Below are 22,397 nucleotides of genomic sequence, written 5' to 3' on the forward strand. Positions count from 1 at the left end.
ATCAGAGTTTCACATGGTACCCAGTGCAACCCACCGTATCCCGCTTCCACATACAATCGTCAATTTTAGGTAAAGGAACTGATCATATGGTAATTGGCAAAGCTGCTTTCGGCAGCCCACACAAGAACCGGCATATTGTCGGAATTGACGGGCGCGTTTTTAGTACAGAGGCTGCTGATCGCGGCATGGGCAGGTATGTACGTGCTTTAATCGACTATTTTCATACCTCCGGTCATGTTATCTGTTTGATTTTATACGCCAATAGCCGTCTAGCTGAAGATGATCCCCTTCTTACAAAATGTTCTTTCTCTCATTGTATTAATATTGTTCCAAATCAATTTGGCAAAGACGACATTCACATTTCATCTTATGAAATCGAAAAAGCTGCCAGAGATTTCAATTTCTCGATATATGTGGATGCTACTCCCTTCATTCTACCGGCACGATTTGATATTACGCACTGCGCCACACTCTGTATCGCCTATGATCTTATACCGTTACGATACCCGTCCTATTATCTACGCTCTCCCGTACTGGTTGAATGTTACCACAATAGTCTGGACCGGCTGCGTAAGGCTGATGGGGTTATCACAATTTCTGCAACCGTAAAAGAGCACCTAGTGCGCTATCTCGGATTGGACAGGGAACGAATTACGGTTATATACCCCAACCTGTCACCGGAGTATCAAGTCCCCTGTGCCTCAGACAAGACTCTGCGGCACAACATATTTTCAATCCTAGGCTCGCATAGATCCAAAAATACTACGCAAGCTCTTGCATTACTAAAACAAGCCTCCGAAATAGCAGGTGAACCTGTCAATATTACTACGCCAACTAAGGACCAGTATAAGGCTATCAAACAGATTACTAGCACTGGTCTGTTTAACCTAGACTGTGCAATCACAGAGGCTGAAAAGCTGCGGTTACAAATGAATTCAAAACTTGTTGCTCATCTATCTGTCGATGAAGGCTTCGGAATACCCTTCCTGGAGGCATTGTTTCTGGAAGCAAAAGTTTTCGCGATCGACATACCTATGAACCGAGAAATTTTAGTGACGGGAGGCGACTTTGCCGGTGCTTGCTTTCTTCACCCTTCACAAAGCAGCATGCTAGATGAAGCTAGCTTCCAGCAATTTATGGCCGCACCAGCCAGGTCAGAGTATTATAGTAAACTGCGCAGTTTTTTTAAATCACATTGGGAACAGGTTCCCCGTATTCTTACTAAAGCTTGTGAAGATGCAGTCAGCCGTTTTTCGGCCTGGAGAAATGACATGGCCGTACGGGTTGTCAGCAATACACCTGCTAACTTTTGCGGTGTTGCTGACTATTCTTCTGCTATTCCGGCAGGTGTTGATAAACAACTGCTTTTCTATACCGCAGACACGAACGCTAAAAAGCTGCCGGCTTATCCGAATGTTCGTATTAAAAGTTACAAATCGTTTGCTCTTGATAACCCCGACTTTGATAATCCTGTTATTTATAATCTGGCAATCTCAGATAGCCTTGGCTTTGGGGTGGAATTGCTCCAGAAATTCGGTAAAGCTTCCGATATTGTCGTTGCTCACGATTTGGTTTACCTGTTTGGTTTAGTGTACTATTTCTATTGTTCAGGAAAATTTAGTGAGTTATTTACTACTTATACCATCGGTTTAGACAGTGCTTTAATTCCGCGCATACAAGCCGCAACCGCGGGAGGCTTAACTAATCTGGAAAACTTTATGCCGATAGAGCAAGCTTTTAGTTCAGCCTGGCTGAGGGAAAAAGGCAGCCATTTAATTTCACATTCACCCCTGGTTGAGAAATGCCGGGGAGAAGAGATCGGAATAAATACTACGTTTGTTTCGTCAATAAAATACATTCCCATGGGTATTGATGACCGGGCCATTCCACAACTGGTCCGGGCAGCGCAAAGCTGGAGGCGTTCTCATGGTATACAGGAGCACGATGTTCTAATTGGTGCCTTCGGTTCGATTGTGAAAGTCAAATACCTTGTAGAAATTGCCGAGGGAATTGCAGCCTACATTGAAAAAACACGCAACATTACAGCAATATCCCGGCGTATCTTCTTCCTGCTCAGCGGCAAAATTGTTGATCAGGAGACGTTTGGACAAATTAACAAACAATTCATGGCAAAAGACTTAAAGGATAGACTGATTTTCGAAAAATCTCATGACGAAATGGACTTTGACACCTTGTTAGTGGCGGCTGATATCGTCGTCGCTTGTCGAAAGCAAGAGCGCGTACACATGAGTCATGCTCTAGTGCGTGAACTTTCGCTAGGGCGTCCCATTATAACGAACTGCCAAAGCGGATTCGGGCTAGACAATGAGCTCGTGCTTAACGAAAATGGAATAAGTGCGTCGCTCGAGATAGTGCTTGATACAATTATGAGAACACCTGAGATGCTGAGAAGCCTCTCAATAAAAGCGCGAGAAAAGTTCGAAGCCGATCATCGTATTGAGAATATGGTTACAAACTTCTTGTTAACGAGTACCTCATCTTGTGGGGAAAGCGGTAGATAAAATCAAGGCAACAGCAGTGTCACTCCAAGATTATGTAACATATACTGAAATAGACATGACTTTAGGAGGGATTAAAATGTCTACCGCAGAAGACACCCCGATGCTCCGGGGTGGCTCCTTTTCACACACAGAAGGTTTCAATACAACTGCAAACAGCTTTGCCTCTCATGCCGAGGGGTCTGTTACAGTAGCTGGCATAAATGAAACGGACGGCAGCGCAGCTCATGCCGAAGGTTGGGCTACGATAGCTAACGGCAATGCTTCTCATGCCGAGGGATCAAGTACAATAACAGAAGGGTTAGCAGCCCATGCCGAAGGGGAAAATACTGCAGCCAGCGGCTACTGGTCTCATGGTGAAGGATATAGCTCGACGGCCAATAATACGGCGGCCCACGCCGAAGGCTGGTTCACAACGGCCAGCGGCAGTGCCACCCATGCCGAAGGATCAGAAACAAATGCCAGCGGTCAGGCTTCTCATTCCGAAGGCTACCAAACGATATCGATCGGCAATTATAGCCACGCGGAAGGACATGTCACTGAGGCCAGCGGTGAGGCGTCCCATGCTGAGGGCGACACCACAACAGCCAGCGGTGTGGCTTCCCACGCAGAAGGCGGGAACGCAACAGCCAGCGGTGAGGCCTCCCATGCTGAGGGAAACACCACAACAGCCCGCGGTGAGGCTTCCCACGCAGAAGGCGGAAGCACAACAGCTCTGGCCTCGTGTTCCCATGCCGAAGGGATTGGCACGACGGCGGGTGTGGATAACGAGAACGGTCTAGGGGCTCACGCCGAGGGAAACACCACGAATGCCTTGGGCGGATATTCCCACGCAGAAGGCGGATTCACTACTGCTCAGACCTTTGGTTCCCATGCCGAAGGGATTGGCACAACAGCTCTGTCCGCGGGTTCCCATGCCGAAGGGTTTGGCACAACAGCGGGTGTGGATAACGATAGCGGTCATGGGGCCCACTCCGAAGGCCTTTTAACACTAGCCAGTGGCACATATTCGCACGCCGAAGGCCAAAGCACAACTGCCAGTGGTATCCGTTCCCACTCAGAAGGCGGATTCACTATTGCCGATGCCCTTAACTCCCATGCCGAGGGTTTTAATACGAATACACTCTCTTATCCCGGCGCTCATATTATGGGTCAGTACGGTGCGGCAGAAGCCCCCTATTCCTGGTTCCTGGCCAACGGTACCGGTCCAGACCAGCTCATGGGCTTGGGTGCGAAAATTATTGGCGTAGATCCCTCTGCCGCTCCTCCGTATACAGGTCTAACTAACGGCTATATTGATGGCACGTGGTTTACCGGTGGTGCTGACTACGCAGAAACGTTCGAGACGGTCGACGGCCAGACGATCGCTCCCGGGTATTTTGTCACACTGGACGGCAAAAAAATCCGGGAAGCTGAAGCTGGCGACTATATTCTGGGGGTAACCAGCATCAACTATTCCGTGCTGGCTAACAGCGGGGAATTGCGCTGGAAGGGCAAATATCTTACCGACGAATGGGGACGGATCCAGAAAGAGGAAGTTGTCATACCGGCAGAGACAGATAACACTGGCAATGTGATCATCCCCGATCGCACCGAAATAAGGCCGGTATTAAACCCGGCCTGGGACAGTACCCAGACGTATATCTCCCGCCTGCGGCGGCCCGAATGGGTACCGGTAGGTCTTTTGGGGCAGATACTAGTGCGGCACGACGGCACCTGCCAGGTCAATGGTTACTGCAGCGTTGGCAACGGCGGAATTGCCACTGCTGCGCCAAACGGGTACCGGGTGCTGGAACGCGTAAGCGACACTCAGATTCTGATAATGTTTCGTTGATAATCGATAATCATGACCTCATGTATACGCATTTAGCTTGAAAGTGGTGTAGCTTATCAATGTCTTCTTGAACAGGGTAAAGTAGGGCTGGGCTGGGATTCGGTATTGGCGCAGAACCGCTCTCAGCCCTCTTTCCGTCTAAAAAAAGGCAAGCAATGCTAACTGGTTACAACTCTCCAAAACAGATTTAGGAGGCAGCCATGAACTATTCAAAAGTAATCGATTTAAAAGACTTTGAGAGTTCTCATTTACGGCCATTATTAGAACAATTCGCAGCAGTCGAGATGCAGCGTTTTGGGATTAAGGCTCCCAAGGTTATTCCCGATTCAAAGCACTGGGAATGTGCAATGGCGATACGAGCTTTTGAAGAATTCGGCTTGATCAAAGAAAGAAATACCTTTGCCGGGATCGGGGCTGGCACAGAGTTAACAACCTTTTATCTGGCGTCCAGGGGCTGTATTACGTTTCCCTGTGATCGCTATATGGAGAATACACCTTGGTCGGATGTATCCCCCATCGGCATGATGCTCGAGCCGCAATGGTATTCAGAAATAAAGTTTCCCCCGGGTCATGTAATCCCCGTAAATACAGATGCCCGCAGCCTTAGACTCTCCTCTTCCTTTTTCGACGGCATTTACTCTTCGGGATCGATCGAACACTTTGGCTCCTTAGCTGCTGTTGCAGCTGCTACCCAGGAAATCGCCAGAGTATTGAAACCAGGTGGGCTCGCGTCAATTTCTACCGAGTTTCGTTTAGAAGGCCCCGAGGACCGTCCATGGTTTGATAATAACTGTATCTTGTTTACACCACAGCTGATTGATGATTACATTATTAAGCCGTCAGGATTAACGCTTGTCGGAGATCTTGAAATTACCCCTTCTGATGAGACTTTTTATACGCGCCGGCGATTAGTTGATTTTCTTGGAGCAGCCCGTTCGATTCAATCTTTGGCCGATAAAGAAGCGGCATATCCGAATTTAGTACTTTATCACGACGGATTCCTTTTTGGTTCCATTCATTTGTTATTAAAAAAACCTTATGATTGGGCTGTGACTCCACCTGCAAGATCTGACTCTTTTGCTAAAGAGATTGCTCGTAATAACGAAAATGCCCATTATGCCCTGACCCGTACCTTTATAAAAAAAACCTTCTCAGGCAAAGGAGAATGACTTGAGGGACACAGAGGAACTCTCAAAAATCGGGTGTTCTTAGATCTTAAAAACAACAGTTACGAGTTTTGACAAAAAGGGGATGAAGAGATGGACGATCTTTACGTTCTATCTGATGGCAGCAATGATATTGGGTTTTTTGTAAACAAAAATAACACTGATCCAATTTCCAAAGAGTTGAAAGCAAAGAATGCTGCACTCTTATATCAATCAGTTCACTTACTCAAATTCTACAATCCACAAGGCATTTTTCTAGATATCGGGGCTAATCTTGGAATTTTTTCATTTGTTTTTGGCGCAAATGGATACAAAGTATATGCTTTTGAAGCTAACATCGACAATGCAGCGCAAATGGAAAAAGCGCAAGAGTATAATCAATTTGACGTTACAATTATACCAAGTGCCGTGACTGAAAAAAGCGGCGTATATTTCTTTCATAATGACGGACCTTTTGGTCACCTAGTTAACACATTCTTTAATCATGAAAATGACTCCCTGATTAATGGGATTAGCATTGACGACTGGAGCCAGCATATTGATGCTGCCAATGTGAATTTAATTAAAATAGATGTTGAAGGATCCGAGATCGAAGTAGTCAAGGGAATGTCACGCTTTTTAGAAATCGCCAGCTATCCGCCAATATATACTGAGTTTAATGGGTGGTGCCTATCTTGGTCACAGCGAACAATGGATGATTTTTTTGATTTTTTTTCAAGCCTTGGTTATCATCCCTATATTATCAAAAATCAAAACACGGCTGAGAAAGTAAATTGTCGGTTACAGCCTAAATGTGTAGTGGATTTTCTTATGATTCATGAATCTAATTTATCAATCTTAAATGGGAAAACCATCTTGGAAGGCAGCTCCGAAATGGATAGTTTGTTTTTTAAAGAGGCCAGAAAAAGCTCAAATCCATGTGAAGTCTATTATTACGCTTGGACTATACTGCATGTTGAAAAACTGCAGCAGCATGCTAAAATATCTAGTTTCTTAGACCACCTGAAAAGATTCAACCAGCCATATTGTGTGGCAATATATAGCAGCCTAGTAAGCAAGTTGAACAACAACTAGCCTTGTATTGTTAGCAAAGTCATTAAAGGTGAATCACAGGAAAAGTAGCTTAATAAATTAGAGATTCTGCATACTCAGGTAAAGGAGATTTCATGATGAGAGCAGGTCTTCCGAAATCAAACCAAGTTGTGTTCTTGGGAGATTTCTTGCGTTCACCTCACATTCACTTCGCTTTTCGAGTCCTGTATAGACTATTAAGTAACCCTATCGCCTTGGCAACCGGTACAATGCCTAAGTTCTTCTATTCGCTCACCAGTGATTTCAACAGCCATGTTAAAAAGCTTGAGGAACTGGAAATATCGACTACTCAGTCCTGGATTCAGCTTCAGGAAGAAACTGTGGAGCTACCCCAATGGATTCAATCATTATTACCATCTGAAGGTGATTTGGTGATAGGGTTTGAGATAGCCCCAAGTATGTCCAGGTGGCTTTCTAAGCATGGTATTCCCTATATGAACTTCTTTGTTCATCCCGTACGGTTTCTACCTGATCTTTTAATTGCAGTTAGTACAAATAATGATGCTATAAGTAATGTCTTACATCGATGGTCATTTCAACTCGACTGCGCGTATGATTACGCGAATGTACTGCGGGCTTTATGTATTGGGGATATAGCGGATCAGTCCTTTATTCAGCCGGAATCGGCAATGTTTGTTGGACAGACGAGCAACGATGCATCTGTCATTCAAGCTGGTAGAACGGTCAAGGTGCGGGATTATTGTGCGAGGATTCAAGAACTCACAGCGCAGTGTTCCGATATCCTTATGTGTCCCCACCCGTTAGGTATGGCTGATCAAATGATTTATCTGCTTCATAACCTTGGCAGGGGAACAATCGTCAATTACAACAGCTATTCCCTGCTAAGTCATGAAAATATCAAACTGGTCCTGACATTAAGCAGTTCGCTGGGTGTAGAAGCGAGATATTTTAATAAAGACGTGCACTTTTTATTAGGAGAGCCATTAAGGCCGGGGGGCTCTTTGGTCGCCAGTGATGCCAAAGTTTATTCTCTCGGGCATTCGATCCTATCAGTCGATTTCTGGAAACAAATCTTTGGTCTTAATCGGCTTATGCCAGCAGGTAGATGTTCAAACAGCGAGTTTAAAGCACCCAATCTTTTTCGCAGCCTGTTCGGCGGTTGGGCGTACGATCAATTGGATCCTATTTTGCGCCGCAAGTTATCTGTTCAGTCGACAGTTGTTCTCCCCAGACCCTGGAAGCGAATTGAATACAATGACTTACGCAAGCAAGTCACTACCATAGATTTTCGGTCCTCTGGAAATAGTTTTTTATACACCGGCGACGGATTCCTTGATGCGGAGAACTGGGGAACTTGGGCAGATGGGTGTTGCGCAGAGCTAATTATACCCTCTGAAGCAATATGCCAGCCTGCATTCATTCAATTTAAGTTACAGGCATATGTCAATTCCTTGCTGCCGCAGCAATATATTAAAGTAACTGTGAACAATCAAGCAGTCACTGAATTTTTCATTAGTTTGAGCGATAACCAGCCAGTTTTGATTAATTTGGCATTACCGGAACAGTGTGATAAATTTTATCTATTACAATTTGAAATACCTAACGCTAAGTCACCGCAAGAGCTTGGTCTATCAGACGATGCCCGAATACTTGGGCTCGGATTCATTGAAGCCGTTTTCATTTATAGGTGAATTGACATGAGCACAGAAGAAGGAGAGTCATGGATGCGAATTGATCTGCAGGAGGCACAAGCTATAGTATCAGCACAGCATATTACGCAAAATCAATCGGACAAAAGGCCATCCCGACAGCTGTTAGTAGATATATCAGCATTAGTCCAAATGGATTTAAAAACTGGAATACATCGCGTTACCAGAAGCATATTAAAAGAATTACTGGAAAATCCACCTCAAGGATATAGGGTTGAGCCAATTTTCGCAACTAATTGCAAATTAGGATATCGCTATGCAAGGAATTTCACATTACGCTTCCTGGACTGTCCGTGTGGACGGATAGAAGATGCCCCCATTGAAGTGGCGCAGGGAGATGTTTTCCTCGGTCTAGATTGGCAACCAATAATTGTATTTGCCCAAAGAACTTTTTTAACCGACATTAAAGGATTTGGCGCGCACGTGTATTTCGTAGTGTATGATTTACTGCCGGTTTTAATGCCACAAGTGTTTGCTAACAGTGTATATACTGCTCACAATAGATGGCTTCAAACGATAACCTCTTTCGACGGAGCTATATGCATCTCTCGCTCAGTAGCTGATGATCTACATGAATGGATGAACAACAACGTGGTCGATCGCCTGCAACCGTTTCCGATTGGCTGGTTTCATCTTGGTTCTGACATAGAGCGATCTGCACCAACGTTTGGTTTGCCAAATGATGTAGAAATGATCCTATCAAAGATGGAGAAGAACCCCAGTTTTTTGATGGTGGGTACTATAGAACCACGTAAAGGACATGCACAGACGCTGGCTGCTTTCGAAAAACTTTGGAAAGATAACATACAAGTCAATTTATTCATTGTGGGTAATTGGGGCTGGATGGTGAATACGTTAGTGAACCGATTGAGAAATCATCCGGAGTTAGGAAAGCGACTGTTTTGGTTGAGGAACGTTAGTGACGAATATTTAGAGAAGATCTATGGCGCCGCTACTTGCCTGCTTCTTGCTTCTGAAGGCGAGGGGTTTGGATTACCGCTTGTTGAAGCTGCAAAGCGCAAGCTGCCAATTGTAGCACGTGATATTCCTGTGTTTCGTGAGATTGCAGGACAGCATGCTTATTATTTCACCGGTTTAGATGCGAATAGTCTAAGCGAAGCAATTATGCAATGGATGAAGCTCTACGAAAAAGAGATTGTGCCATTATCCGGGGATATGCCGGTGTTGTCATGGGCTGAAAGTACTGCAAATCTTCTCGATGTTTTGTTACAGGGAAATTGGTATATTCATTGCCTTCATTGACCATACCATCCAAGTGGTGACGCCGCTGGTGCTACTGTGTTGTGCAGTAGTACCAGCGGCGTCTTTTCCTTTCTTGCTATGATATGGTCATTTCAAAATATCTCTTCATTCTATACGCCAGTTTTTCGTTTTGCGCAATGGCAGCCTCAGTAGTAATAATATCCTGATTCGTTGGCTTAATTTTACTATCTATCCGTGATATTTCATCAATCAGCTTTAGATAGCTATTACAATCTTCCTCAACTTTTTCTTTATATATTTTCTCTAATGCCGAAATCGCAATAATTGCAGATTTATCCCAACTGAATTGTCTTGACTGATTTACTGCATGTTGTTTAAGCGATTGCCAGAATGATGGATTTGTAAGTACGCGCTCAATCAAACAGGCCATACTCTCCGGTGATGCAGGATCAAAAAGCGCGTCTTCTCTACCAATAACCTCGGGAATACTACTTGTAGAAGATCCTATTGTAGCCGCACCGCAAGACATTGCCTCTAAAGCAGGTAGGCCAAAGCCTTCATGAAACGAGGGGAAGATGAATAAATGACATGATGAATAAAGTATCAGCAACTCCTCGTCTGATACGTAGCCTGTTAAAACCAAATCATCTTGATCCAATCCAGCTTTGGTTGCAACATTACGAAAGATTTTTCTCTGTTCATTACCCAAGGTACAAACTAGCACCAATTGATACTCTTTTCGCAAGGCTGTTGGCAAAAGACCGAAAGCCTTGATCAAACCTTCAAAATTTTTGCGTGGTTCAAACACGCTCGTATACATAAGAAAACTTCGCTGTATACCAAAGCGAGTACGTAACATTGCAATAGTTTCGGCAGATATATCTACCTTTGAAAATGCAGCATCGGCTGCTGAGGATATACTAATAATTCGCTCTTCTTCAATACCAAGTTGCTCAATGGCTTCTTTTTGAGCTGATTTAGAGATTGCCAACAACAAATCCGCCTGTTTTAAAAATTCTAGTTTTCTATAGTACCATTTTTTTGCAGATCCCCCGGCAAGATAGGTCTTGGGATACAGCAAAGGAATAAGATCGTAGAAGATTACAGCAGTTTGAATTTCAGGAAAAATTTTACCAACTGAAGAGATTGTATTATTCGTTGCCCCTTCAAACAGGCTGCTCACTAGTAAAATATCAGGATCAAGATCCTTAATGAGCTTTTCTCGCAGTAACTCTGAAGCAAGTACTCGCCATTCATTTTTTATGTTCAATTCATTAACAGGTCCTACTGCACCAAAAACCATAATATGATGCTTAGGCAGGATTCCAGTAAATGACTCTCTAATTTCTTCAATTGTATCTGGAAAAAGTTCATTTAGTAAAATAAAAAATTCATGAGTTCCACGATTACGCACTATCGCCTTAGCTAGTGAAATACTATAGCGACCAATTCCACGAAAGCGGCTTTCTGATTGTGCCCCCTGCAAGTCAATAATAATTCGCATCAGCACCCTTCTTTCTTTGTGCCGGTTTATTGTTTCGTATTGCCTTCTTTTTGTATCAAACTTTTTAGTAGACTAATTTAAATCTCTGCCATACTCGTTTAAAAATAGTTGGCGATAGCTATGAAAGTCATTACTAACAAGTGTCAGCCCGCAATCGTGGATGCACCACGGCTTATTCTGCCGAGGAACGATTACCTTATAGCCAGCTCGTATAAATTCTAAACTTTGTGATAGGTCATAAAAATGCCAGCCGGTGAAAATATCCTCGCGCCACGGTACATCATATTGAGTTATCATAATAAGACCATCTATACATTGCACTTCTTTAAATTTTGATTCGACGTTTTTAAATGATAATAAACGCATTATCCCGATATGACTTTCATATACTTTGCCAAAGTTATCGCGTGACTCCCACCAGACACCATTACGAGGAATCTGGGCACTACCAACGACTCCAATCATACCTACTTTTTCATCGCTAAAAACAGTTAAAAAGTCTTGAATAAATGATTTATTAATAATGAATACATCTTGATGTAAATACACCTTATATTTGGCATCATTATGACAGATAGCTCTATTGTAGCCATTTGCCATGGAATCAGCATCTTTTATAGAGAGCGTCTCTATCTCATAGCCTGCTGGAACATCCAGATTACTAATATTGGACAGACATTTTAGATAGAGTTCATCACTAGTAACGCATGTTATGAAACAAATTTTACTTGCGTTCATGGTTACCTCCCTTATAGTTTTTAATATAATCTTTCATAAACTTTAGTTTGCATAGTCCCCCCCCCTCTTTAGCTAAAGCTTGAACGGCTTAATCCAGATCGACATTGAAAGTACGCCCAAACAATATCACTGTTAGTAGCGGTCTGTTCTGATATAACCGGTATTTCAGCAGGTTTATGAGTAATAGGCAGGAGAGAGTATAATTTATTTGAAACTTCCCCCCATTCTAAATAATGCTGCTGAAGTATGGCAGATTTTTGGCAAGTCCCTTGGTTACTACGGTAATCTTCATCATTTACTAATTTATCAATAAGCATTAACAATTCTTCCAAGTTAGAAAAATGTGTTTTTATAATATTAGGTAATATGTCATTGCTAAAATGTTCCGAAAAACCTATCGCCATACCAACAACGGGAATACCCAGAGCACCTGCTTCAAGTACTGTTGCAAGCGACCCTACAGGTAGCGAATCTAGATATATGTCAGCCGCACTGTAGAATTTATTCAAATCCTGCTGGATATCAAAAACTCTTATTCGTCCGTTACTTAGCCGTTTGAGTTGTGTCCATTCTCCAATATCAGAGGGCCCTACGACTAAAAGCTCGATATTTGGGTGTCTATTAATCAACTCTCTAATCAAATGAGAAAAGCTATATTCTCCACAAGCTATCAATTGATGGGGTGAAGCAATTGTCAAGAAGACTATCCTGTCCTCGTCTATTCCTAGCTCCCTTTTCGAGGTTTGTTTATCAGGTAGATTTTGCGGTATGCTCAAAGGCATCGGTAGTCTAAAGGAATTATTCATGTTTCTGCGGGATAAAGTTATTTCTTGACCAACAGCCCTATGATCAGCTATTATGTCTGCTACACTCATGCCTATAGTAAAAGCATGATCCGCATGATTGACAAAAACCACGGGTTGATCGCCTGCAACACCAAAAGCTATCGGTGCAACCGGGTCATGGGGATGAATATGCAAAACAATTACATCTGCCCACATAGCTGCTGCATTACGCAGTATTTTTGCCTTTTTACACAGACTATACTTGGCAGTGTCAAGCGTAGTGTACCAGCCGCCAGAGTGAATTGCTGCGTCCTTTAACGATTGAGGAACAGTTGTACTATTGAGAGTAACTATTACAGAGTGAACTGATTCAGAATCCATGCATATCCAGCGCTCTATTGTTCTTGTGTGACTACTAGCTGCGTAACCTTGACTTAATACATGTATAATATTTCTCTTCTCAGTATTTTTGGGTGGTACTTGTATAGCTGCACGACCATTTAGTTTGGTTGCAATTTCGCGAAGAATTAGTTCTAACCTTGGCGAAACGAAAAACCCTGGATGAGAGTGATATGCATAATCTGCTGCTTGTTTAACTAATACCGCGGCCTTCTCTAAATTACCTGACAACAAAGCAAATTCAGCTTTATCTATATACGAAAAAAATTTCCTTCTTGTATTTTCTATCCAGAACTGAAAATAGCTATATTCATATTGATAAGAAAACCAGTTTCTTACCATTAGGTCTTGGGTAAGCTCGTATGGCGCAGCCAAGTGCGGAGGCAAGCCCCATTTTTCGATAAACTTCTGTTTATTATTTTCCAATAGGTTGTTTAATTGATTAGCCTGCTCTCTAAAAGATACACTGCCAAAATGATGAATAAAAGTATCCCTGCATAAGACTAAGCGATAACCGGCATTTCTGATACGCATACAATAGTCGTCATCCTCGTAATTCCCAGGAGAAAATGTCTCATCCAACAACCCAATCTTACTGATTACTTCAGCCTTAACTAACAGGCAGTAACCAACTAACCGCGCTCTGTCTTCCCAAAGTTCTGAATTAGAAATGTTCACCTGTGTGGCAAACCTTATCATTTCTTCCACACAGGTATATTCCCATGGAATGCTTTGAAAATTTGAGCACGAGTTGGTAACTGCACCAACTGCACCAATATCGCTGGAACTGTATAAACACTTGATAAGGTTAGTTAACCAGTTAGGCGTCGCAATAGTGTCGTTGTTTAATAAAAGAATACTATTTCCCTTAGCCGCTTTTAACCCTTGATTGCAGCCTACAGGGAAACCGGCATTCTCACTGTTTAGAATTAATCTTATATCTTGCTGGCCTTGCAACCACTCAACCGTGCCATCGGTTGAGTGGTTGTCTATAACTATAAGTTCATAAGAGTCCGGCTGTGTATACTGTTTAATACTCTCAATGCAAAGCTTGTTATACTCTAGCTTGTTGTAGGTTATGACAATGATACTGGTAAGACAGCAGTCCACTCTGAGACCTCCTTTATTATAGGCTCATAATTTAACTCTGCAATTCCAGTTAATCACCCTCAGAAGGCTCAATATTCAGTTTACTTTGCAAAAGTTTCCGATTATGGTGAATCAATTGATTATCGGGAATAAAATTTGCCGCTTTTTCATTGTGTTCGTAAGCTAATTTGTAGTCGCCAAGGCGTGAATAACATACGCACAGCTGAAGATGAGGCAACCATGTTTCACATTGATTATTCACTAACCCCCATGAAGAATTGGCAGTCTTTAGATGGGTAGCCAGTGTATACCAGAATATAGCCTGCTTTATTCGATTATTATTAAGATGATTAAAACCAAGCCGGCAGCAGAAATCGCTTCTGGGAGTGCTATATTGGAAAGACTGGTATATATACTTAAGCTCATTTTCTTCGTCATGAAGCAAATAATAGCAATCAGCTAAACTGGCGCAGGTAGCAATTTTCTCTTCAAATGCTCCTTGCTTAGTTTCTAGGAATTTTTGGTAACACTCAATTGCCCGGTTATAGAGACTATGTTCTCTTAACTCATTGGCGTAATAGTATAGATCTCGCGGTGAGAATTCTTCTCCTTTTAACTGCCGTCGTTCATAGATTTTAAGATTGCGATCGCTATCGTGTTTTAAGGGCTTGTGGGCTACGGCAATTCCTGTATCTAACTGAGTGCCTTTCGCGTCTAAAAATTCGTGAACCGCTCCCATCCACTGGTAATTTTTTTCTCGCTTAACTAAACGCTCCCTGCGTATTTGACAGGCTACGTTTCCACTTGGATCAAAAGTTAAATAATAAAGCATAGTAATGACTTCAATTTCCCGACTGAGAGTTGCTCTTAATTCAAGAAACTTTTGACGTTCTTGGTCGAAAAAAACATCATCAGCATCCAGCCAGAGAATGTATTCCTGCGTAGCCTTACTAAATGCATAATTGCGGGCGGCAGAAAAATCATCTATCCACTCAAAATCATAGATGTTATTGGTAAACTGGCTCACCAGTTCTTTTGTTTTATCTGTTGAACCTGTGTCTACTATTATGATTTCGTCGACAATTTGCTCAACCGATCGCAAACAGCGCTCAATTGTAGCCTCCTCGTTTTTTACAATCATACATAAACTAATAGTTATCGGTGCGTGGGATTGCTTAGCACTATCCGGCATGTTACTACCTCCTCAAAATATATGCTACTAATTACTTTATTCCTAGCGACACTGAAATGTGAAAGATAAGCTGGTCCCCACTGCATGCAGAGGACCAGCTTTGTCGTGATTATAACATTTTTATTGTGAGATAAAGATAAATATTCTAATTTACAAAAATTTACCTCATAAGACAATATGACATTTCTCAGGGTGATACATATATTACAGTGTGCAACCCATATATACAAAATAAAAAAAATCTATTTTTCATAAGCACTTAACAATAGCGTTGCATAGTATATAGTAGGCGAGAGCCAAAAAAAATTATTTAATAAGGGAGAGATTCAATTATGCCATTTGGTGCGAAAAAAGGAAAAGGAAAAGGAAAAGGATTTAATCTCGACTGCGTATTAGGAAATGCAGCTATTACTGTCGTAACCTGCTGCGGTTTTATATTCCAAGGAGTCGTGGTTGATGAAGACGACGATAATACCCGTGCGCAATACGGCTGCCCGGTTGTTTTCCCAGCCATGACTATGGGCTATGACAAAGAAGAAAAAGACTGCAAAGACGACGATGACAACGATGACAAAAAACCTCATTGCCCCACCAAACCGGTTGAAGTTGATGTTGATGTCAAATGCATTAATGATCCCAAATTTATCTGCCTGCGCCTAACCTGCCCGCCTGCTTTTGTGTGCTGTCCTACTTTTGATATTACTGCTGTTGTTGGTCTCTTTGCCGCAGTTATTGGTGTAGGAGTTACACTCGGAGGCGTCTTTACTCCTCTGTTTAGTGAAGATGACACTATATTAATTGGCTTAGATGAGATTGCCGCCATCGGCCCATCTGTTGCTTGTCTTGCTTAGATTAACTTCTTGCTTTCTTTAACAACGAAACCCCGGTCTCCGGGGTTTCGTACTTACAAACATTAGGTAAGTGAACGCGGTACTCCGCTTATCTTAATATTGGAAGAAAGGAGTAATGTAATCATGACCTCGGGAAGTGAAGATAGGTTAAATTTGGGCTGCCTGGTCGGAAACCTAAGTGCAACTATTGTCACTAGATGTGGTATCGTATATCAAGGAACAATCGATGATTGGGATTGTGGTCGGTTCACAAATTCCCGCCCTGATAGTCCCTCATCAGATTCAGATGATAGTCAAAAAGAAGAATCCACCGGCCTACGTATGGGCGATTGTTGTGCCCCTCGCTTTATTCGCATGACGATAGCATGTATTCCTGGAAACATCTGCTGTCCAACTTTTGCCGACGACCCAGTCAGCGGCTCAAGAGTTACACCGATACTCGGCTTCACCGGAGCCCCCGAAACACTTTATGCAGTGCCTTCCTCCATTTTAATTAATTGGGATGATGTTTCCTCAATAGGACTAACAAGCGGTGGCGCTTGTCTCACAGACGAATAGCATAAATCCACGATGCCGGGGCGCGCAGACGCACCGGCTTTTCCTTTAATCCTGTAAGAAAGTATAACTTTCCGCCTGGATAAGGCAACATCGGCTTCCGTTTTCTTTAACGTATCAGAATGTGGTGGTACTCCGGCAACCTCCGTAACTTCCCGGCCTTTGCCGGGAAAAGCGATCCGCAGGAGAAAGCCAGGCGGTATTCCGTTAAAAAATCCGTACTGTTTGAGCGAGTTTACGGATTTTAGGAATATCGCCCGGCTTTTCAGCTTTTGGAGGCTTAGGGCCTAGACCTTTTGTTACTTTTAGGGCAATGCCAAAAGTAACACCTCTCTCCTTGTATTCGATTGACTGGATATCTGATGTGCTCAAATCCAAAGGACTGCGTTAGCGGTTTTTCTTATCTACCAGAATTTATGACTAAATTCTGTTGACATAAGAACGACTAAGGTTTCTGCCGGCGCCCTAAAGGACTTGGCACAAGCCAAGTCTTATCTTATTATTTACTATTTACGCAACCGAACATAATAGTTTGAATTAATATCTAGTTATAGTAACAGAAATCCTCCTGAAAACATAAAATAATACAAATGGAAGATATAAAACATTTCATAGATAAGGAGGAACCCTCATGAGTAGTAAGTTTGTCGATGTTACGGGTATTACACCGACATCACAGTTTCCAAAGTGTCCTCCCCGACATCCCTTCACCGAATTCTGCGAAACTGATAAATTATGTATACCACACCCTAATCCTAACATCCGCGATGTGTTGGAAGTTTGTGTAAACGTAGTCATTTGCTCAGCTAAAATTATTTGTACCCCTGTTGGGAACAAGGTTGTCGTCGAAGGCACAAAACAGATCAAGGTTACTTTTGCCGCGGATGACCTCTGCCAGTCGGTCCATTGTGCCCATTTTGAAATTCCCTTTTGCAGTTTAATATTATTAGGCCCTATCAAGGATGAAGTAATTCAAGTATGCTCGGCAATAGAAGATATCTCTGTCCGCTGCTTAGATTGCAGATGCCTAATAGTAAACACAGTCATATTTATCTGCCCAGTATTTGAAGAAGCATACAATTATTGTTCCCACCCACATGATGACAATGCCAATTACCACTTCTAGTTTGCAACAGTACTTAGTAGGTAGCTGCCACAAGAACTCTAGCCCTTACCGTAGACGATAAACAAACTACCTACTTTATCATATGAAGATAGGAGGAGATTTGAATATGGGACGTACTCAAATTTCCGTAAACGGTATGCTCACCGTACCCAAACATAAACCTGATATCCAATCCATACTTCGCACCTCAACAACTACAAAAATTGATAAAACTATAACTATACGGAAAAAGATTTTTTTTACTGGACATGTATGTATCCGTATAGAATATGTTGCATGTTCGGCTGACCACTCACAACCTATACACTTCCTGCAAGCTGAGATACCGTTCAACGGTTTGCTGCTTCACCGGTTTGCTCGTGAACACTTCACTACTTGCCTGCAAACTAGAATTAGAATTTCCGAAACTGAAGTTATTAATCCAAGGATGATTAACACAATAGTACTATTAAAACTGTGTAAACTTAAATTTTCCCGCATCCCTAAACACTCACAGCAAAAGTGCTCTAAGCCAAGTCCTGGAAGCCTCTGCAAACATATCGATCCACATTGTGCACCTATTCAAGGGCCATACTGCAAAAAGCCACATCATAACTGCGACTGCAAGCCTCATCACGATGATGACTGCAAGCCTCATCACGATGATGACTGCAAGCCTCATCACAATGACGACTGCAAGCCTCATCACGACTGCGACTGCAAGCCTCATCACGATGACGATTGCAAACCTCATCACGACTGCGACTGCAAACCTCATCACGGTGACGACTGCAAACCTCATCACGATGACGACTGCAAACCTCATCACGATGACGACTGCAAACCTCATCACGATGACGACTGCAAACCTCATCACGATGACGACTGCAAACCTCATCACGATGACGACTGCAAACCTCATCACGACTGCGATTGCAAGCCTCATCACAATGACGACTGCAAGCCTCATCACAATGACGACTGCAAGCCTCATCACAATGACGACTGCAAGCCTCATCACAATGACGACTGCAAGCCTCATCACAATGACGACTGCAAGCCTCATCACAATGACGACTGCAAGCCTCATCACAATGACGACTGCAAGCCTCATCACAATGACGACTGCAAGCCTCATCACGATGACGACTGCAAGCCTCATCACGATGACGACTGCAAACCTCATCACAATGACGACTGCAAGCCTCATCACAATGACGACTGCAAACCTCATCACGACTGCGATTGCAAGCCTCATCACAATGACGACTGCAAACCTCATCACGACTGCGATTGCAAGCCTCATCACAATGACGACTGCAAACCTCATCACGACTGCGATTGCAAGCCTCATCACAATGACGACTGCAAACCTCATCACGACTGCGATTGCAAGCCTCATCACGACTGCGATTGCAAGCCTCATCACGACTGCGATTGCAAGCCTCATCACGATGACGACTGCAAGCCTCATCACGACTGCGATTGCAAGCCTCATCACAATGACGACTGCAAACCACCCGCTCACTACCAGGACTACGAGTCCCATCACAACTGCGATTGCAAACCGCCTTCTTACGACAACGATTGCAAGCCTCATCACAATGGCGATTATATTCCTCCCTCTCACGTCTATGACTGCAAACCGAATCACAGCACCGATTATAATTCTCCTTCTCACAACCAGAACTGCAAGCCTCATCATAACTACGATTTGGAACCGCCCTCTTACAAATATAACTACAAATCGTATAATAGCGGCTATTGCAAGCAACAGAGCAGAGATCCTGTTCTCCCCGATGGTTTTCATGCACCAACCGCTGTTCAGCCGTATACTAGGATTGGAAATGGTCACGGTGTGGCATTCGCATTCAAATACGAGGATTAAATGCATAGCAAAGAGGCCTCCGAAAAAGCTAATTAACTTTTTAGGAGACCTCTTTTTACTATTACTATAATTTACTCAATTACATGTTCATTCAAAATAAACATGACTATCGCTATCACTAAACGGTTTTACCTGTAAAAACAGCGTTACGTTTTTAAATACTTCTCTTGGATTAAATGGTATTGCAAATACGTCTTCAATACAGGCCTCTACGCAAAAATCTTTATGATCGTCATGTGGTGCCAAAACAATAAATGCCGAAAACTGTGCGTCAAAATGCACAGTAAAAACCGGCTGATCCGCTCTAGCTGCAGTATAAACAAGCTTTTGCTTTAATACACCTTCAACTACCAGTTTTTTCCCGGTCAGCCTGGTGCCTTCAATATTTTCTTTTGTGGGGCAAGGCCCTATTGGTGTATTTATAATTCTAGTTGTAATAATTTTTACTTCAGCAAACACTTTATCAATCGTTCCGATATCAGGTTTATCATCAGGTAGTCTAAATAATTCCGGAACAGATATTTGCGTCCAGGCTCCTGCCTCAACACAATCATCTTCATCCTGCTGCTCCACAAATACAGTCACTTCGTCCGGGTCACACAAGCCTATTATCTCAACAGCGTTCTGCCCAAAGCATTGACATACTTTCATCAGTGAAAACCTCCTTGTTCTTGTTTAGCGTAAGAGGGGCAACGCCCTAATGACCAATGTAACATTTTTAAATATTTTTCGCTGAGTAATATCTGTGACAAAAATATCCTCGATACAGACGTCTACCTTAAATTTTCTTGTGAGCGGATCCTGTGGATCGAGGACAATAAACGCCGAGAACGGCGTATCGAAATGCACAGCATGCACACTTTGCGTCTGGCAAGCAGAATATACAATTTTTTGGCTCAGTACTCCTTCTATTACCAGCTTTTTCCCGGTTATTGCTGTACCTTCCTGATTAAAAATAGGAGGAAACAGCTTGGGGTTGATTGTTTTGAACGGTGTGCTTATTACCCGCTCGCAGATAAGTTCCACAGCAGCAGAAATGCTTATCAGTTGCTCAATATCTGGTTTAAATGATGGAATACATAACACTTCCGGTATCACCAGCTCCGTCCATCGCCGGATAGCACCGTCATCTAAAAACTTTTCTAGCTTTTCCGGGGAGCATATACCGTTAATAGTCAGAAGTTGGGATCGATCTTCAGGGTCAGACAGCTTTGGTTTCTGAAATTTACCCATAGTTCTACAATCCACGGACTCTATGCTAAGATTCTCCTTGCCAGGTTCTTTATCGCAATACCTCATATTTCTTCCTCCTTTTTGTACATATTGTCTGACTAACCCTCATCAAGACAAATGTTGGCTGTAACCGGTACAGCCTGTAGTAGTAACATTACATTATCAAATATTTCTCTTGGGGTAATTTTTTTGACAAATACGTCTTCTAAGCAAGTATTAATCTGGTAAGTAGTATGCAGCGAATCTACCTCTTGATCGTCGTCTTTGTACCATACCCGCACCGACTTGGGAATGACGATAAAAGCGGAAAACGGGATGACAAAACGAGCTGAATGTACAGGTTGTTCACAGCGAGCGGCAATATAGGATATTGTTTGGCAAAGTTCTCCTTCAACAATTAGTTTCCGCCCTGTAAGTAATTTGCCTTCAAAATTTGGACACTCGTCTGTACTAGGTGTTACAATTACCTTTTTTCTAATAATCCTTACTGCCACATTTACTCCTGTGATTTGCTCGATCTCTGGTTTTATATCAGGAATATTTAAATTCTCCTGGATCGAGATTTGAGTCCAAAAATTATCTACTCCTTTTGTAAAATTGATTCCTCTAATGTCACAGAGCCCAGCAACGGTAACCAAGCTGTCATCCATGTATATTCCTCCTTACTATTTGGATAATTGGCTGTTAGAAAAACTTCGGATGTACTTTATTCATCTGCTTCATTATATGTAGTATATTGTTCGGTAGTTCCAAAACACGGCTACATAAACGCTAGAAAACGCTGTATTACTGCTAGATAATCCAAGATCAAAAAAGATTATTAAAAACACATTTTTTTCAACTGTTATTATTTATGCAAACAACTAGCTAGTTTTTGGTTATATACGGAACACATTTCACTTAAAATCATAAACTACTAGTAAAGCTCCAAAAACAATACATATAATTGCATACAGAGCGTATATCATTAGATTAAGGAGGAAAGAGTATGGCTCGTCCGAAGCACAGAAGAGCCCGGCAATTTGCGACCAACAGTAACTTAACACTCCCTGGTGATAAGCCTGACATTGATTTTCTACTGCGCGTAACATCAACACCAATAATTGAGCAATGCGTAGTATTACCTAGACAAATGCGTATTACCGGCTATATCAGCATTTGTGCAGAATACGTGGCATCTGTTCACGATGACACACAGCCTGTAGCTTTTATATTCTTTAGGCTGCCTTTTGACGAAACTTTTGTACATTACCGTGCACGTACAGGCATGAATGCATATCTGAAATGTGATATTAATACTCAGCAACTGCATCTCACTAATTCACGAGAGCTGGCAATCTCTCTAAATGTAAGAATTTTGGGCGTAAAACTGGCACGATCCTATCATCCACTGCCCCCCCATCAGTGCAATCCATGTTTTGTCAATTTCTTTGAGTCAAGTAACCCAGAAGTATTTGCTCCTACTTGCCGTCCTGAACTAGGTACCGACCAATCTCACAACCAACAAACGCCTTAAATGAGAAAGGGGCCGTGTTAAAACGTAAATGTTTCAA

18 protein-coding genes and 1 pseudogene are annotated in these 22,397 nt (G+C 42.6%); 11 read left to right on the forward strand and 8 right to left on the reverse strand.

What is annotated here, in order from left to right; genetic code table 11:
• Positions 1–86: 86 nt before the first annotated feature.
• From ACZ449_RS18920 to ACZ449_RS18945, 6 genes are all read left to right on the forward strand, one after another.
• Complete coding sequence (locus tag ACZ449_RS18920; RefSeq protein WP_464257614.1) at positions 87–2,522, forward strand: glycosyltransferase; 2,436 nt, start codon at positions 87–89, stop codon at positions 2,520–2,522.
• 76 nt (positions 2,523–2,598) lie between these two features.
• On the forward strand, positions 2,599–4,353 hold the full coding sequence (locus tag ACZ449_RS18925) for a peptidase G2 autoproteolytic cleavage domain-containing protein (RefSeq protein ID WP_464257615.1): 1,755 nt from the start codon (positions 2,599–2,601) through the stop codon (positions 4,351–4,353).
• A gap of 200 nt (positions 4,354–4,553) precedes the next feature.
• Positions 4,554–5,522, forward strand: coding sequence for a class I SAM-dependent methyltransferase (locus ACZ449_RS18930; protein WP_464257616.1), 969 nt, complete (start codon positions 4,554–4,556; stop codon positions 5,520–5,522).
• A gap of 90 nt (positions 5,523–5,612) precedes the next feature.
• Entirely contained in the window at positions 5,613–6,593 is a 981-nt protein-coding gene (locus ACZ449_RS18935) for an FkbM family methyltransferase (protein ID WP_464257617.1), read from the forward strand.
• A gap of 92 nt (positions 6,594–6,685) precedes the next feature.
• Positions 6,686–8,263: a hypothetical protein gene (locus tag ACZ449_RS18940; RefSeq protein WP_464257618.1), complete on the forward strand. Its 1,578-nt coding sequence runs from the start codon at positions 6,686–6,688 to the stop codon at positions 8,261–8,263.
• 6 nt (positions 8,264–8,269) lie between these two features.
• Entirely contained in the window at positions 8,270–9,544 is a 1,275-nt protein-coding gene (locus ACZ449_RS18945; protein ID WP_464257619.1) for a glycosyltransferase family 4 protein, read from the forward strand.
• Between the two features lie 76 nt (positions 9,545–9,620).
• On the opposite strand, the gene ACZ449_RS18950 is transcribed toward ACZ449_RS18945, so the two are convergent.
• The 4 genes from ACZ449_RS18950 to ACZ449_RS18965 form a co-directional block, all read right to left on the reverse strand.
• Positions 9,621–11,009 (reverse strand): glycosyltransferase family 4 protein, encoded by a 1,389-nt coding sequence (locus tag ACZ449_RS18950; protein ID WP_464257620.1) that lies wholly within the window; start codon positions 11,007–11,009, stop codon positions 9,621–9,623.
• Between the two features lie 72 nt (positions 11,010–11,081).
• On the reverse strand, positions 11,082–11,747 hold the full coding sequence (locus ACZ449_RS18955) for a glycosyltransferase family protein (protein WP_464257621.1): 666 nt from the start codon (positions 11,745–11,747) through the stop codon (positions 11,082–11,084).
• 68 nt (positions 11,748–11,815) lie between these two features.
• Positions 11,816–14,041 carry a glycosyltransferase gene (locus ACZ449_RS18960; protein ID WP_464257622.1) on the reverse strand — a complete coding sequence of 742 codons (2,226 nt, stop codon included), beginning with the start codon at positions 14,039–14,041 and terminating at the stop codon, positions 11,816–11,818.
• A gap of 49 nt (positions 14,042–14,090) precedes the next feature.
• On the reverse strand, positions 14,091–15,212 hold the full coding sequence (locus tag ACZ449_RS18965) for a glycosyltransferase family 2 protein (RefSeq protein WP_464257623.1): 1,122 nt from the start codon (positions 15,210–15,212) through the stop codon (positions 14,091–14,093).
• Positions 15,213–15,544: 332 nt separating this feature from the next.
• Between ACZ449_RS18965 and ACZ449_RS18970 the strand changes: the two genes are divergently transcribed.
• The 4 genes and pseudogenes from ACZ449_RS18970 to ACZ449_RS18985 all read left to right on the forward strand — a co-directional run.
• Complete coding sequence (locus ACZ449_RS18970; protein ID WP_464257624.1) at positions 15,545–16,063, forward strand: hypothetical protein; 519 nt, start codon at positions 15,545–15,547, stop codon at positions 16,061–16,063.
• A gap of 123 nt (positions 16,064–16,186) precedes the next feature.
• The gene (locus ACZ449_RS18975) at positions 16,187–16,621 is read left to right on the forward strand and encodes a hypothetical protein (RefSeq protein WP_464257625.1); all 435 of its coding nucleotides are present in this window, start codon (positions 16,187–16,189) and stop codon (positions 16,619–16,621) included.
• A 628-nt stretch (positions 16,622–17,249) separates the two neighbouring features.
• The gene (locus tag ACZ449_RS18980) at positions 17,250–17,744 is read left to right on the forward strand and encodes a DUF3794 domain-containing protein (RefSeq protein ID WP_464257626.1); all 495 of its coding nucleotides are present in this window, start codon (positions 17,250–17,252) and stop codon (positions 17,742–17,744) included.
• 136 nt (positions 17,745–17,880) lie between these two features.
• Positions 17,881–18,069 (forward strand): annotated as a pseudogene (locus ACZ449_RS18985) (SPOCS domain-containing protein); the annotation flags it as partial.
• 165 nt (positions 18,070–18,234) lie between these two features.
• On the opposite strand, the gene ACZ449_RS18990 reads toward ACZ449_RS18985, so the two are convergent.
• The 4 genes from ACZ449_RS18990 to ACZ449_RS19005 all read right to left on the reverse strand — a co-directional run bounded on the left by ACZ449_RS18990 (position 18,235) and on the right by ACZ449_RS19005 (position 21,494).
• On the reverse strand, positions 18,235–19,533 hold the full coding sequence (locus ACZ449_RS18990) for a hypothetical protein (protein ID WP_464257627.1): 1,299 nt from the start codon (positions 19,531–19,533) through the stop codon (positions 18,235–18,237).
• A 165-nt stretch (positions 19,534–19,698) separates the two neighbouring features.
• Entirely contained in the window at positions 19,699–20,262 is a 564-nt protein-coding gene (locus ACZ449_RS18995) for a DUF3794 domain-containing protein (protein ID WP_464257628.1), read from the reverse strand.
• A 24-nt stretch (positions 20,263–20,286) separates the two neighbouring features.
• On the reverse strand, positions 20,287–20,910 hold the full coding sequence (locus tag ACZ449_RS19000) for a DUF3794 domain-containing protein (RefSeq protein ID WP_464257629.1): 624 nt from the start codon (positions 20,908–20,910) through the stop codon (positions 20,287–20,289).
• A gap of 32 nt (positions 20,911–20,942) precedes the next feature.
• Complete coding sequence (locus ACZ449_RS19005; RefSeq protein ID WP_464257630.1) at positions 20,943–21,494, reverse strand: DUF3794 domain-containing protein; 552 nt, start codon at positions 21,492–21,494, stop codon at positions 20,943–20,945.
• A 338-nt stretch (positions 21,495–21,832) separates the two neighbouring features.
• Here ACZ449_RS19005 and ACZ449_RS19010 point away from each other — a divergent pair, with 338 nt between their 5' ends.
• Positions 21,833–22,360, forward strand: a complete 528-nt coding sequence (locus tag ACZ449_RS19010; protein ID WP_464257631.1) for a DUF3794 domain-containing protein — start codon at positions 21,833–21,835, stop codon at positions 22,358–22,360.
• Positions 22,361–22,397: the final 37 nt, after the last annotated feature.

The sequence above is a fragment of the Desulfosporomusa polytropa genome, from assembly GCF_055380075.1.

Excerpts from the sequence above, each read along its gene's own strand:
- ACZ449_RS18990 (WP_464257627.1), bottom strand. The coding sequence starts at position 19,533 with ATGAAAACCATCGGGGAGAACAGGATCTCTGCTCTGTTGCTTGCAATA.
- ACZ449_RS18950 (WP_464257620.1), bottom strand. The coding sequence starts at position 11,009 with ATGCGAATTATTATTGACTTGCAGGGGGCACAATCAGAAAGCCGCTTT.
- ACZ449_RS18925 (WP_464257615.1), top strand. The coding sequence starts at position 2,599 with ATGTCTACCGCAGAAGACACCCCGATGCTCCGGGGTGGCTCCTTTTCA.
- ACZ449_RS19000 (WP_464257629.1), bottom strand. The coding sequence starts at position 20,910 with ATGAGGTATTGCGATAAAGAACCTGGCAAGGAGAATCTTAGCATAGAG.
- ACZ449_RS19010 (WP_464257631.1), top strand. The coding sequence starts at position 21,833 with ATGGCTCGTCCGAAGCACAGAAGAGCCCGGCAATTTGCGACCAACAGT.
- ACZ449_RS18965 (WP_464257623.1), bottom strand. The coding sequence starts at position 15,212 with ATGCCGGATAGTGCTAAGCAATCCCACGCACCGATAACTATTAGTTTA.
- ACZ449_RS18975 (WP_464257625.1), top strand. The coding sequence starts at position 16,187 with ATGACCTCGGGAAGTGAAGATAGGTTAAATTTGGGCTGCCTGGTCGGA.
- ACZ449_RS18930 (WP_464257616.1), top strand. The coding sequence starts at position 4,554 with ATGAACTATTCAAAAGTAATCGATTTAAAAGACTTTGAGAGTTCTCAT.
- ACZ449_RS19005 (WP_464257630.1), bottom strand. The coding sequence starts at position 21,494 with ATGGATGACAGCTTGGTTACCGTTGCTGGGCTCTGTGACATTAGAGGA.
- ACZ449_RS18980 (WP_464257626.1), top strand. The coding sequence starts at position 17,250 with ATGAGTAGTAAGTTTGTCGATGTTACGGGTATTACACCGACATCACAG.
- ACZ449_RS18970 (WP_464257624.1), top strand. The coding sequence starts at position 15,545 with ATGCCATTTGGTGCGAAAAAAGGAAAAGGAAAAGGAAAAGGATTTAAT.
- ACZ449_RS18935 (WP_464257617.1), top strand. The coding sequence starts at position 5,613 with ATGGACGATCTTTACGTTCTATCTGATGGCAGCAATGATATTGGGTTT.
- ACZ449_RS18995 (WP_464257628.1), bottom strand. The coding sequence starts at position 20,262 with ATGAAAGTATGTCAATGCTTTGGGCAGAACGCTGTTGAGATAATAGGC.
- ACZ449_RS18945 (WP_464257619.1), top strand. The coding sequence starts at position 8,270 with ATGAGCACAGAAGAAGGAGAGTCATGGATGCGAATTGATCTGCAGGAG.
- ACZ449_RS18955 (WP_464257621.1), bottom strand. The coding sequence starts at position 11,747 with ATGAACGCAAGTAAAATTTGTTTCATAACATGCGTTACTAGTGATGAA.
- ACZ449_RS18940 (WP_464257618.1), top strand. The coding sequence starts at position 6,686 with ATGATGAGAGCAGGTCTTCCGAAATCAAACCAAGTTGTGTTCTTGGGA.
- ACZ449_RS18920 (WP_464257614.1), top strand. The coding sequence starts at position 87 with ATGGTAATTGGCAAAGCTGCTTTCGGCAGCCCACACAAGAACCGGCAT.